Raw genomic sequence first — 12,860 nt, 5'->3', positions numbered from 1 at the left:
ATTGCAACATAGCTCTATCCGGAATATAAATTGTAAATAAATGGCCTATTGATCACGTACCTTTATATGTTCGATGTTCTGTTACTCAAGACCTTTGTGACCGTGGTGGACGAGGAGGGCTTCAGCCGTGCCGCCGAACGCCTGCACCTGACGCAGTCGGCGGTCAGCGGTCATCTGCGGCGCCTGGAAGAGCAGGTCGGCAAGCCGCTGCTGACCCGTACCACGCGTTCCCAGCACTTGACCGCCGATGGCGAGCGCCTGATGGCCTATGCGCGCGCCATCCTCGCCCTGAACCGCGATGCCTGGGCCGAACTGACGCGTTCGCCGTTTCACGGGCGGGTGCGGCTCGGGATGTCCGAGGATTTTGTCGAGCCTCGCCTGCTGCGCCTTTTGCAGGAGTTTGCGGCGCAATACCCGGGCATGGAGATCGACATACAAGTGGATATTCCCGGCACGCTGCTGGAGCGCATGCAGCAGGGCGGTCTCGAGGTGGTTATCGGTTCGCTGTGCGAAGCCAGTCAATCGGGCTTGCTGTTGTGGCAGGAGCCGCTGGTGTGGGCCAGTTCCGCATACCTCGTCGGCCGCTTGCCGACCCCGTTGCCGCTGGCGCTGTTTCCCGAGCCTTGTCCCTATCGGGCGGCGACCTTGCAATGTCTGGCGCAAGCGGGAATCGCCCAGCGCACGGCCATGCTTTGCTCGAGCACGGCGGCGTTGCGTACGGCGGCCCTGTCCGGGTTCGCGGTAGCGCCAATAGCGACCAGTCAGCTGGGGCCAGGGCTGGCGGTGTTAGGCGCTGAGCATGGTTTGCCGGCATTGCCTGACGCGGAGTTTCGACTGTTCACGGCCAAGGATGCCGACCCGAACATAGTGGCCGCATTGAGTCAGGTGATAGTGGGGTATTGTGCGACGCGGCGGCTCTAGCCGTCGGTTTCGGTCATGCGACTGCCCGAGGGGCAGTCGCTTGAGCGCAGGTCAGAGGTCCAGGCCTTCCTGGATTACCGACAGCAGGGTGTCTTCATTGAGTTCGAGCGGGTCCGGCCGGTTTTTACCTGGCCCTGGAACCGTCTGGATCAGCCAGTGCCCCTCGCCATGTTCGGTGCCGCTGCGCAGCATGTAGCGTTCCGGGCCTTTGCCATGGATTTCGACCCGTCCGGCGCCGCCGGTAGTGAAGCGGGCGATGGGGTCGAGAAGGATGCTTTTGTGGTTGCCCTCGATCAGCAACTGGTCGATGGCATAGTTGAACGTGGCGCCGGAGACGTGGCTCTCGAATACGCGAGTGGGGACGCGCCGGATATTCAGGCCAACCTCTGAAAGTGGAGTCAGCCAGGTTTCGACCTGGTGATACATCTCATAGACCTGCGCCGGCCACAGCTCGATGGCCTTGTCTGCCGAGATGTCTTCCTTGGCCCAGCTGTCCTGTTTCTGTTTCAGCCTTGCGGCGAGTTCATCGACCTTACTCATTCCGACTTCCTATCGTGATGTGAGGGTAAGTGTAGTCCCAGAAGGTACTTTACCTTGGCGGACGGTGACCAGCGATTCATGACACGGCTATTGTGACGGGTGTTTTTTATATATCCCTGATGGACATCAGAAAAATGCTCTACATTTTCAGAAGGTGTCACCCTGAATTGTCCGGTATTACCTCATAGGATTGGCCAGCCCGGCTGCATCGCATGCCTTACCCTCCCAGGATGTTGCTTTGCCTATCCCGATTCACGACCCTCACCACACCTCTGATCGAGCCTTGAAGCGACTGCCTCTGCTCAAGGCCGCGGTGGTTTTCATCGCGATGGTTTGCCTGTGCCTGTGCGGCCTGCTTTACCTGCAGCTGGCGCAGTCCTATCACTACGATATGGCGCGGGCGCAGGTCGTTTCGTCGAACCTGACCCGGGCCATGGCCCAGCAGGCCGAGGACACTTTCGTCGAGGCGGACCTGGTGCTGGCCAGCCTGGCCGACTGGATTCAGAAGGACGGTTACGGCCCGACGCAGAAGCCTTTCCTGCAGAAGATCTTTGCGCAGAGGGCGCAGGCGCTCAAACAGCTGCATGGCCTGTTCCTGTTCGATCGTGAGGGGCATTGGCTGGTCACCTCGTTCGAGCACTTGCCACGCAGCGAAGGCGTGGCCAATCGGGATTACTTCCACTTCCATCAACAGAACGCCTCCTTGTTGGCGCATGTCGGCCCGGCGATCCGCAGCCGGGAAAATGGCGAGTGGATCATTCCCATTTCCCGGCGGCTGAACGACAGGCAAGGCAACTTCGAAGGCGTGTTGATGGCCGGCATCAAGCTGGCCTATTTCGACCAGTTCTTCAAAAGCTTCAATATCGATGACAACGGCACCATGTTCCTCGCCCTGTCCGACGGCACCTTGCTGGCAAGGCGCCCCTTGGAGGAGCGGCAGATCGGCGCGTCCCTGGCGCGCGGGGAGATCTTCAGCAAGTACTTGCCCGAGGCTCCTTCGGGTACCGCCATGATTCGTTCGCTGGTTGACGGAAAGATGCGGCTCTACGGCTATCGCCAGCTGGAGGCCTACCCACTGGTGGTCGGTGCGGCGAGTTCGAAGGATGCGGTGCTCAAGGATTGGTATGCCAGCGCCTATCAGTCCAGTGTCCTTGTCGCCCTGGTGGTGCTGGGGATTGGCCTGTTCGGCTGGGTCTTCGTGCATCAGGTGCGCAACGGTGAGCGCATCGAGGCCGACCTGCGGACCGCGCAGGCGGCGCTGGAGGTGATCGCAACCCATGACAGCCTGACCGGCCTGGCCAATCGCCGGCTCTTCGAGCGGGCGCTGGAGACCGAGTTTGCGCGCGGAGGGCGGCAGGCCAGCCCGCTGAGCCTGATCATGCTCGATATCGATTTCTTCAAGCGCTACAACGACACCTATGGCCATGTCGCCGGCGACCAGTGCCTGGCCGAGGTGGCGCAGGTGTTGAGGGATTGCTGCCAGCGCAAGGCCGATCTGGCGGTGCGGTATGGCGGGGAGGAATTCGTGGTCCTGTTACCGGATACCGAGATGCAAGGGGCGCTGGCCATGGCCGAGAAGATTCGCTGCAGGGTCATGGCAAAACACATCTCGCACAGCGGCTCGCCCTTTGGCCGGGTCACCCTCAGCCTGGGCTGCTACTGCTTCGTGCCGAGCGGGCACGACAGCATCGAAACGTTTCTCGAACATGCCGATGCCGCGCTGTACCAGGCCAAGAAGTCCGGACGCAACCAGGTGGCTATCGAGAGTACCGGCGAGCCCTTGGCCCGCTCGGATCGCTGACCGGCAGCTGCCTTGGGCGCTCAAATCCCGGGCCGGATAACCTGGCGGGTGTTCGAGTTTCTATAACCGAGAGGGGGCGGCGCCAGGCTGTTACAGGCGGCTGTCGGTGCCTGGGCAAGGTCCGTGAGCGGGCGCTCTTGGTCGAGAAAATCAACCAAAATCCATTATCGGCTGGCGGCATTTTTGGCTTATACATAGCGCCGATATGCGACACCTCATGCATAAGGACAAGCCCATGAGCCAGCCCCATCAGTTGAACTTCGCGCTGTACCTGCAACGCCTCGGCTATGGCAGCGCGCCGCCGCCGACCCTGGCGACCTTGCGCGAGCTGCAGTTGCGCCATACCAGTACCTTTGCCTTTGAAAGCCTGTCGACGCTGTTGCGCATGCCGGTGCCGATCGACCTGGCTTCAGTGGAGCGCAAGATCCTGCATGACGGGCGCGGGGGCTACTGCTACGAACTCAACCAGATGTACCAGGAGCTGTTGCGGCACCTGGGGTTCGAGGTGCGGGGCATTACCGGCCGGGTAGTGATGGGGAAGCCGGAGGATGCCTGGACGGAGCGCACTCATCGCCTGGTGCTGCTGAGCCTGGATGGCGTGCGTTATGTCTCGGATGTCGGCTTTGGCGGCATGGTGCCCACCGCGCCGTTGCTGCTCGATACCGAAGAGGAGCAGGCCACGCCGCACGAGCCGTACCGCATCACCGAGCGCGACGGCAATTACACCTTGCGCGCCAAGGTGGCCGGCGAGTGGCGGGCAATGTATGTGTTCGACCTGCAGCGGCAGGAAGCCGCGGATTACGAGATGGGCAACTGGTTCGTCTCGACGCACAAGGACTCGCCGTTCCTTGGCCACTTGAAAGTCGCGCTGATGGGCGAGGGCTTGCGCCGGACCCTGAATAACGGCAGTTACGCGGTGCATCGCCTGGGCCAGGACAGCGAGCGACGGCAGATCGTCGACCCCGATGAGCTGATTGCCCTCTTGCAGCGCGAGTTCGCCATTCGGGTCCCGCAACATCCTCGACTGCGCGAGGCCCTTGGCGAATTGCTCGCAAGGCCGCCACAAGCCTGATCGACCAGGTGGCGCTCGGCTGCCCGGGGTGGATCTTTCCGGGCAGGGCTTTTTGCTGAGCCAATCCGTCTCGACGCCTCGAGGCTGGCGAGGGTCAACGCCATGACAGCGTGCGCTGATACCCATCCTTCAGCTGGCGGCGGTAGGACCAGTGAGTCAGCAGCGCAATCAGTGCACTGTCCAGCAGCCAAATCGGCATCAGCAAGCGCAAGGCCGGGTGCAGGCAGAGCACGCTGGCGATCGTCAGCCCCAGCAGCAGGCTGCTGAACCAATTGGCAAGGCCTTTGGCGCAGAGCAGCGCGTATAGCGGAGTAAACACCAGGGCCATGGGCAGGAAGCCAAACAGCAGGCCGCCGGTGATGAACAGAGCGAAGACTCCCAGGCCAGCCCAGAACCCCTGCCACAGGCTGTCGCTGAAGCAGGCGCTGAATACAGCGAGGGCGAAGCTTTGCAGCACCACGACCGTGCGGAAGCTGCCATAGGCGAGGATGAAGCTGTGCCAGAGATGATTCATAGGATCGCTTCCATGCGCAAACGGAGGGTGTTGCCTGTGTGACTACCCAGCCAGGGGCGGGGATTCTATCAGGGCGGCGTCTAGGGCGGGGGGTTGGCGCGAGAGGCGAGGGTTTGCGAGCCTGTGTCGCGGGTTTTATGGGCGCGGACAGTGTCGAATAAAGTGTATACAACTCTATAGACATTTGTCCCGACTGTTGAATACAGTGTGCCCATAACAAAAACCAGGGAACCCCCCAACCATGAAAACGCCCTCTGTTTCACCGCAACGGCCTGAAGATGAAAACCTCGGTCTTGGCGCGAATATGGCTTACGGCCTGCAACATGTTCTGACCATGTATGGCGGTATCGTTGCGGTGCCATTGATTGTCGGCCAGGCAGCCGGCCTGGCACCGGCGGACATTGGTCTGCTGATCGCGGCGTCGCTGTTTGCCGGCGGTCTGGCGACGCTCCTGCAAACCCTCGGCTTGCCGTTTTTCGGTTGTCAGTTGCCGCTGGTCCAGGGCGTGTCCTTCTCGGGCGTGGCGACCATGGTGGCGATTGTCAGCAGCGGTGGCGAAGGGGGGTTCCAGTCGATTCTCGGCGCGGTGATCGCCGCCTCGTTGATCGGCCTGCTGATCACCCCGGTGTTTTCCCGCATCACCCAATTCTTTCCGCCGCTGGTCACCGGCATCGTGATCACCACCATTGGCTTGACGCTGATGCCGGTGGCGGCGCGCTGGGCCATGGGGGGCAATAGCCATGCGGAAAACTTTGGCAGCATGGCCAATATCGGCCTGGCGGCGATCACCCTGGTATTGGTGTTGCTGCTAAGCAAGATCGGCAGCGCGACCATCTCCCGCTTGTCGATCCTGTTGGCCATGGTGGTGGGGACGATCATCGCGGTGTTCCTGGGCATGGCCGATTTCTCGATGGTCACCCAGGGGCCGATGTTTGGCTTCCCGACGCCGTTTCATTTCGGCATGCCGACCTTTCATGTCGCCGCCATCCTCTCGATGTGCATCGTGGTCATGGTGACGCTGGTGGAGACTTCGGCCGATATCCTCGCGGTGGGCGAGATCATCGACACCAAGGTCGACTCCAAGCGCCTGGGCAACGGCCTGCGCGCCGACATGCTGTCGAGCATGATCGCGCCGATCTTCGGCTCCTTCACCCAGAGCGCCTTTGCCCAGAACGTCGGGCTGGTGGCGGTGACCGGAATCAAGAGCCGCTACGTGGTGGCGACCGGCGGGGTATTCCTGGTGATTCTCGGTCTGCTGCCGTTCATGGGGCGGGTGATTGCCGCGGTGCCGACATCGGTGCTCGGCGGCGCCGGCATCGTGCTGTTCGGCACCGTGGCGGCCAGCGGCATCCGCACCCTGTCCAAGGTCGACTACCGTAATAACGTCAACCTGATCATCGTCGCCACTTCGATCGGTTTCGGCATGATTCCCATCGCCGCGCCGAATTTCTACGACCATTTCCCAAGCTGGTTCGCCACCATCTTCCATTCCGGCATCAGCTCGTCGGCGATCATGGCTATCGTGCTGAACCTGACTTTCAACCACTTCACCCTGGGCAACTCGGATCAACAGTCGGTGTTCGCCGTGGCGTCCGAGCGCACTCTGCGCTACCAGGACCTGGCGGTATTGCGCGAGGGCGATTATTTCAGCGGCGGCAAGCTGCACGATGCCGAGGGGAATGAGATTCCTGTGGTGGACACCTCCCATGGCGAGCATTCCGTAACTGCTCACCAGGCATCGCCCCATGCTTCGGGCTCGGTCGAAACCAGCAAGGTCTAGGCCGATCGAGCGAGTCGCCAGGCTGGGTGCGACAAAGTCCAGTCCTGGCGGCTAGCTACTGCGCAATCCGCTCCGGCAGCCCTTGCCGGAGCAATGACCAAGCGAACAGCACCACCACGGCAGCCGCCGCCGACAGCGTCAACGGCAGGCCGTGGGCGCCACCGCTCATGGCGGCGCCGCTGAGCAGGGGCCCCAGCAGGCTGCCGATACCCCACAACAAGCCCGCGCTGGCGTTGGCTGTCACCAGATCGGGGCCGCTGAACGTCTGGCCGATCAGGATGATTGCCAGGGTGTACACCCCGCCCGCTGCCGCGCCGAGTATCACCAGGCTTGGCCAGAGCAGCCCCGGGTAATTCATCAGCAGTGGCAACCCCAGGCCAATCACCAACGACACTACGCCGCAGCCCAGGTAGATGGCGGCGCGCCCGGCCTTGTCCGACAGCCAGCCGAGGGGGAACTGGAATGCCGCATCTCCCAGCAGAATGATGCTGACCATCAGCGCCGCGAGCTTGATGGCGTAGCCGTGAGTCGCGGCGTAAACCGGAAACAGCGAGAGAATCACCGTATCGAAAAAGGCGAAGAACAGGATGCCCGCGCACAGCGCCGGCGCTACCCGAATAAAGCCCAGCACCGAGAAGCTCTTGTTTTCGGCATGTCCGGCAACGGGAGGCTGGCGTGGCAGGGTCAGCCAGATCACGGCGATGGCCAGCAAGTAACCGGTGCTGACGACGGCGATCACCACCGGGCCCTCGGTGCCGAGCAGGGCCACCAGGCCCGGGCCGATCATCTGGAATACCGTGAAGCAGGTGGTGTAGACCGCGATGACGCGCCCGCGGACGGCGTCCGCGGCCATCTCGTTAACCCAGGTTTCTCCCAGGATGATGATCAGCCCGGCGCCGAAACCCATGACGATGCGCGCCAGCCCCAGGCCGACCAGGCTGATACCGGGGATTTCCAGGGCGGCGATGCTCAGGGCGCACAAGCTGAAGCACAGCAGGTAGATTTGCCAGCGGCTGAGTGCCTGGCACAACCCGCTCACCAGGAACGCCGACAGCATCATGCCCGCGGCAGGAAGGGCCGACATGATGCCGATCTGGGTATTCGAGGCGCCGGCCTGATATAGGCGCAAGGCGAGGACCGGCACGGTGGAGCCGATGCTCAGGCCGACAATCGAAATGCCGAGGATCAGTGCGGCCAACAAGGTTTTGTTCATGAAATACACCTGCGCCCGATGGTTCGGGCACCTCAAGAAGGGCTGGTGTGGCGCGGCGCTTTTGCTCGGGCAATGCGCAGGCGCAGGCCGGGCCAGGGTTCTGCGATGCAAAGCGGCGGTGGATCGAATGCGCGGCAAATATGGGCCGCTGGCATCAGGTCCGCGCCGGGTTCGGACGCAACTCTGGGGTTCAGGCGTGAGGCGAGAAGGTGAAGGCGAACAGCACGCTGCGGCGGCGTCGGTTGATCGCGCAGTCGGATTGCGACACCGCGAAGGTCTGCGATGGGCTCATCGAGAGAAAGGTGGGGTTGGGTTGTGCTGGGAAAAACATGAGTCGTGACGGCTGGCGTGAAAGGGGCACAGCCTACTTCAGGCATTGGCGCCAGGCAATCGGATACAGGTTGGAATTGGATACTGCTCAAGAGCGTGCATCCGCATGCCGGTGCGGCATGCGTTGAGTCGATCTTGGGGAGGGTGCTGCTGAACTGATTCGCCGGAAGAGCGGGGCGCTCTGGAAATGTTGCTGGCCAATCAGTGTAGGAAGATGGCTCCACGACCTGGACTCGAACCAGGGACCCAGTGATTAACAGTCACTTGCTCTACCAACTGAGCTATCGCGGAATGCGGCGTATCTTACTGATTAAGAAGGAGAAGTCAAGCATTCGAAAACAGTTTTTCGCTTCGGCGCGGCCGATCGGCCCGGACCATTGCGTCAGTCACGTGACTCAGGTTTCCCGCAGCGCCGCGGCAACGGCCAGGCCGAGGGTTTTGTCCTGGATTGGAAAGCGCCCAGGCCGGCAAGCGCCTGGGTGCCGGCCACGCTGTATGTGGCCTTCGGTGATACCGCCAGCAGCGCATCACTGAATGGGTCGGTTGAGCTTCTTCAGCCGCCGAAGGTGAAAGTGCCCAGCATGAACTTGGCTGCCAGGGAGGTGGCGGCCAGTTGCACCAGCCACAGCGCCAGGCCGCCGATAAAGCCCCCCAGGGCAATTTGCAGGACCAGGTTCTTTTCGCGTTTCTGCTGGCGGGGAAAGTACTCCAGTTCGTCGCGGTCGGCTCGCAGGTCGTCGTGTCTCATGGGGCGTTCTCGATAAGGAAGCGATAGGGAAGAAGGCAAGCTGAATTCAGTCTAGTGGGCATTGGGTCGGCGAGGGCGGCCCACAAAAAAGGGGGAAGCCCAAAGGCTTCCCCCTTTTCATACACCGCGCGTGGCTCAGATCACCTGGATGATGGCCTTGGTCACGACGTCGATATTGCTCTGGTTCAGCGCGGCCACGCAGATGCGGCCGGTGTCCAGGGCGTAGATGCCGAACTCGTTGCGCAGGCGCGTCACTTGTTCGACGGTCAGGCCGGAGTAGGAGAACATACCGCGCTGGCGGGCGACGAAGCTGAAGTCGCGCTGTGGCGCGCCCTTGGCCAGCAGGTCGACCATCTGCAGGCGCATGCCGCGGATGCGCAGGCGCATTTCAGCCAGTTCGGCTTCCCACTGGGCGCGCAGTTCCGGGCTGTTGAGCACGGCGGCGACGATGCTTGCGCCGTGGGTCGGCGGGTTGGAGTAGTTGGTGCGGATCACGCGCTTGACCTGCGACAGCACGCGCGCGCTTTCTTCTTTCGACTCGCTGACGATCGACAGGGCGCCAACGCGCTCGCCGTACAGCGAGAACGACTTGGAGAACGAGCTGGAGACGAAGAAGGTCAGGCCCGATTCGGCGAACAGGCGCACGGCGGCGGCATCTTCGGCAATGCCGTCACCGAAGCCCTGGTAGGCCATGTCGAGGAACGGCACCAGGTTTTTCGCCTTGATCACCTGCAGCACGTTGTTCCAGTCTTCCGGGCTCAGGTCGACGCCGGTCGGGTTGTGGCAGCAGGCGTGCAAGACCACGATCGACTGGGCCGGCAGGGCATTCAGGTCTTCCAGCAGGCCGACACGGTTCACGTCGTGAGTGGCGGCATCGTAGTAGCGGTAGTTCTGCACCGGGAAACCGGCGGTTTCGAACAGGGCGCGGTGGTTTTCCCAGCTTGGATCGCTGATGGCCACGACTGCGTCAGGCAGCAGTTGCTTGAGGAAATCGGCACCGATTTTTAGTGCGCCGGTCCCGCCGACGGCCTGGGTGGTAACCACGCGACCGGCAGCCAGCAACGGCGAGTCGTTGCCGAACAGCAGCTTTTGCACGGCCTGGTCGTAGGCGGCGATACCGTCGATCGGCAGGTAGCCACGGGAGGCATGTTGAGCGGCGCGGATCGTCTCGGCTTCGACAACGGCGCGCAGGAGTGGAATTCGCCCCTCCTCGTTGCAGTAAACACCGACCCCCAGGTTGACCTTGTTGGTACGGGTATCGGCGTTGAATGCTTCGTTGAGGCCCAGGATAGGATCGCGTGGTGCCATTTCGACAGCGGAGAACAGGCTCATTATTACGGCGGCTCTGAATGGAGTGTGGAGGGACGTGTCGCGCTCCAGCCGAATGCACTAGAGCGGTGCACAAACGGGGAGCTAGTATAGAGGCCATCACTGTGCGGGGCGACAGCTGAAAGGGCTTTTCCGGCAAGTTTTTCGGTTTATTTTTCGACCGTTAGTCTTATTGCAACGTCGAAGGCGTAGAGGGGGGCTAGGACCTTTACCTTGAAAGCAGTGGAATTTGCCTCCACATCCCGCACAATCCAGTATTTTTCCGGCGACACTCGTCGTTTGTGGTCTTTCTCGTTCCTGTGCGGCGGCGTCGTGCCGGAGTGAACCCAGAGGTACGTTATGTCTGAATTCCAGCTAGTCACCCGCTTCCAGCCCGCCGGCGACCAGCCGGAGGCCATCCGCCTCATGGTCGAGGGCATCGAGGCCGGGCTGGCGCACCAGACGCTGCTCGGTGTGACCGGCTCGGGCAAGACCTTCAGCATCGCCAACGTGATTGCCCAGGTACAGCGCCCGACCCTGGTACTGGCGCCAAACAAGACCCTGGCCGCGCAGTTGTACGGCGAGTTCAAGGCGTTCTTCCCGAACAACGCGGTGGAGTACTTCGTTTCCTACTACGACTACTACCAGCCGGAAGCCTATGTACCTTCGTCCGATACCTTTATCGAGAAAGACGCCTCGATCAACGACCATATCGAACAGATGCGCCTGTCGGCGACCAAGGCGCTGCTGGAGCGCAAGGACGCGATCATCGTCACCACGGTGTCGTGCATCTATGGCCTGGGCAGCCCGGAAACCTATCTGAAGATGGTGTTGCACGTCGATCGCGGCGACAAACTCGACCAGCGCGCCCTGCTGCGCCGCCTGGCCGACCTGCAATACACCCGCAACGACATGGATTTTGCCCGCGCCACCTTTCGTGTGCGTGGCGATGTGATCGATATCTACCCGGCGGAATCCGACCTGGAAGCGATCCGCATCGAACTGTTCGATGACGAGGTGGAAAGCATTTCCGCCTTCGATCCGCTGACCGGCGAAGTGATCCGCAAGCTGCCGCGTTTTACCTTCTATCCCAAGAGCCACTACGTGACGCCGCGGGAAACCCTGATGGATGCCGTCGAGGGGATCAAGGTCGAGCTGCAGGAGCGCCTGGAATACCTGCGCAGCAATAACAAGCTGGTGGAAGCCCAGCGCCTGGAGCAGCGCACCCGTTTCGACCTGGAGATGATCCTCGAGCTGGGTTACTGCAACGGCATCGAAAACTACTCGCGCTACCTGTCCGGGCGTCCGGCCGGGGCCGCGCCGCCGACCCTCTACGACTACCTGCCGGCGGACGCCTTGCTGGTGATCGACGAGTCCCACGTCAGCGTGCCGCAGGTCGGCGCGATGTACAAAGGCGACCGCTCGCGCAAGGAAACCCTGGTGGAATACGGTTTTCGCCTGCCCTCGGCCCTGGACAACCGGCCGATGCGCTTTGACGAGTGGGAAGGGGTCAGCCCGCAGACCATCTTTGTCTCGGCCACGCCGGGCAACTATGAAGCCGAACATGCCGGCCGTGTGGTCGAGCAGGTGGTGCGCCCGACCGGCCTGGTCGACCCGCAGGTGGAAGTACGTCCGGCGCTGACCCAGGTCGATGACCTGTTGTCGGAAATCACCAAACGCGTGGCCGTAGAAGAGCGGGTCCTGGTGACCACCCTGACCAAGCGCATGGCCGAGGACCTGACCGATTACCTCGCCGATCACGGTGTGCGCGTGCGTTACCTGCACTCGGACATCGACACCGTGGAGCGGGTCGAGATCATCCGCGACCTGCGCCTGGGCACGTTCGATGTGCTGGTGGGGATCAACTTGCTGCGTGAAGGCCTGGACATGCCCGAAGTGTCGCTGGTGGCGATCCTCGATGCGGACAAGGAAGGTTTCTTGCGCTCCGAGCGCTCGCTGATCCAGACCATCGGCCGTGCGGCGCGCAACCTTAACGGTCGGGCGATTCTCTATGCCGACCGCATTACCGGCTCCATGGAGCGGGCGATCGGCGAAACCGAGCGCCGTCGCGACAAGCAGATTGCCTTCAACCTGGCCAACGGCATCACCCCCAAGGGCGTGTTCAAGGATGTCGCCGACATCATGGAAGGCGCCACCGTGCCGGGTTCGCGCAGCAAGAAGCGCAAAGGCATGGCCAAGGCCGCCGAGGAAAATGCCCGCTACGAGAACGAACTGCGTTCGCCAAGCGAGATTGCCAAACGCATTCGCCAGCTCGAAGAGAAGATGTACCAGTTGGCCCGCGACTTGGAATTCGAGGCCGCGGCGCAGATGCGCGACGAAATCAGCAAGCTGCGCGAGCGTTTGCTGACAGTCTGATCGCCGCAGTTGTAGCCGCTGCCGCAGGCTGCGATCGGTCGGTACGGCCGCGGCGCCATCACTATCGCGGGAGGCCCTTCGGACCTATCGCAGCCTGCGGCAGCGGCTACAGGTGAGTCGATGGGCAGCCCAGGCCGCGATGCCCAGAGTGAGGCGGGCAGGCTGTGATCAGGGAAAAGTAAAATGCCGCCTATGGATAATCGGCGATTCAACGGCTCGGGCGACTCGAGTCGCCTCAGTCTTGGCTTAAATACCCT

At 62.1% G+C, this 12,860-nt stretch carries 11 protein-coding genes and 1 tRNA gene; 5 read left to right on the top strand and 7 right to left on the bottom strand.

Annotated elements, in window-relative coordinates; translation table 11 throughout:
* Nucleotides 1-66: 66 nt before the first annotated feature.
* Nucleotides 67-921 (top strand): LysR substrate-binding domain-containing protein, encoded by an 855-nt coding sequence (locus tag BLV20_RS15400; protein ID WP_092302834.1) that lies wholly within the window; start codon nt 67-69, stop codon nt 919-921.
* Between the two features lie 51 nt (nt 922-972).
* Here the strand turns inward: BLV20_RS15400 and BLV20_RS15395 are convergent, their stop codons facing one another.
* A complete protein-coding gene (locus BLV20_RS15395; protein ID WP_092302832.1) occupies nt 973-1,461 on the bottom strand; it encodes a hypothetical protein in 489 nt (162 codons plus the stop codon).
* Nucleotides 1,462-1,699: 238 nt separating this feature from the next.
* Between BLV20_RS15395 and BLV20_RS15390 the strand changes: the two genes are divergently transcribed.
* Entirely contained in the window at nt 1,700-3,262 is a 1,563-nt protein-coding gene (locus BLV20_RS15390) for a sensor domain-containing diguanylate cyclase (RefSeq protein ID WP_092302830.1), read from the top strand.
* Nucleotides 3,263-3,497: 235 nt separating this feature from the next.
* Nucleotides 3,498-4,334, top strand: a complete 837-nt coding sequence (locus BLV20_RS15385; protein ID WP_092302828.1) for an arylamine N-acetyltransferase family protein — start codon at nt 3,498-3,500, stop codon at nt 4,332-4,334.
* Between the two features lie 94 nt (nt 4,335-4,428).
* Here the strand turns inward: BLV20_RS15385 and BLV20_RS15380 are convergent, their stop codons facing one another.
* Complete coding sequence (locus BLV20_RS15380) at nt 4,429-4,848, bottom strand: hypothetical protein (RefSeq protein ID WP_092302826.1); 420 nt, start codon at nt 4,846-4,848, stop codon at nt 4,429-4,431.
* Between the two features lie 241 nt (nt 4,849-5,089).
* Between BLV20_RS15380 and BLV20_RS15375 the strand changes: the two genes are divergently transcribed.
* The gene (locus BLV20_RS15375) at nt 5,090-6,628 is read left to right on the top strand and encodes a nucleobase:cation symporter-2 family protein (RefSeq protein ID WP_092302824.1); all 1,539 of its coding nucleotides are present in this window, start codon (nt 5,090-5,092) and stop codon (nt 6,626-6,628) included.
* 55 nt (nt 6,629-6,683) lie between these two features.
* Here BLV20_RS15375 and BLV20_RS15370 read toward each other — a convergent pair whose 3' ends face one another.
* From BLV20_RS15370 to BLV20_RS15355, 5 genes are all read right to left on the bottom strand, one after another.
* A complete protein-coding gene (locus BLV20_RS15370; RefSeq protein ID WP_092302822.1) occupies nt 6,684-7,841 on the bottom strand; it encodes an MFS transporter in 1,158 nt (385 codons plus the stop codon).
* Between the two features lie 190 nt (nt 7,842-8,031).
* Nucleotides 8,032-8,172, bottom strand: coding sequence for a hypothetical protein (locus BLV20_RS31380; RefSeq protein ID WP_175540206.1), 141 nt, complete (start codon nt 8,170-8,172; stop codon nt 8,032-8,034).
* Between the two features lie 214 nt (nt 8,173-8,386).
* Nucleotides 8,387-8,462 (bottom strand) — tRNA-Asn (locus tag BLV20_RS15365).
* A 262-nt stretch (nt 8,463-8,724) separates the two neighbouring features.
* The gene (locus BLV20_RS15360; RefSeq protein WP_092302820.1) at nt 8,725-8,919 is read right to left on the bottom strand and encodes a CrcB family protein; all 195 of its coding nucleotides are present in this window, start codon (nt 8,917-8,919) and stop codon (nt 8,725-8,727) included.
* Nucleotides 8,920-9,054: 135 nt separating this feature from the next.
* Nucleotides 9,055-10,251 carry an amino acid aminotransferase gene (locus BLV20_RS15355; protein WP_092302818.1) on the bottom strand — a complete coding sequence of 399 codons (1,197 nt, stop codon included), beginning with the start codon at nt 10,249-10,251 and terminating at the stop codon, nt 9,055-9,057.
* A 336-nt stretch (nt 10,252-10,587) separates the two neighbouring features.
* Between BLV20_RS15355 and uvrB the strand changes: the two genes are divergently transcribed.
* The gene (gene uvrB, locus BLV20_RS15350) at nt 10,588-12,603 is read left to right on the top strand and encodes an excinuclease ABC subunit UvrB (protein ID WP_092302816.1); all 2,016 of its coding nucleotides are present in this window, start codon (nt 10,588-10,590) and stop codon (nt 12,601-12,603) included.
* Nucleotides 12,604-12,860: the final 257 nt, after the last annotated feature.

Origin of the sequence: Pseudomonas sp. NFIX28, assembly GCF_900107395.1 — a bacterium.
Lineage (GTDB): Bacteria > Pseudomonadota > Gammaproteobacteria > Pseudomonadales > Pseudomonadaceae > Aquipseudomonas.
This window is presented reverse-complemented; position numbering and strand designations above follow the sequence as displayed.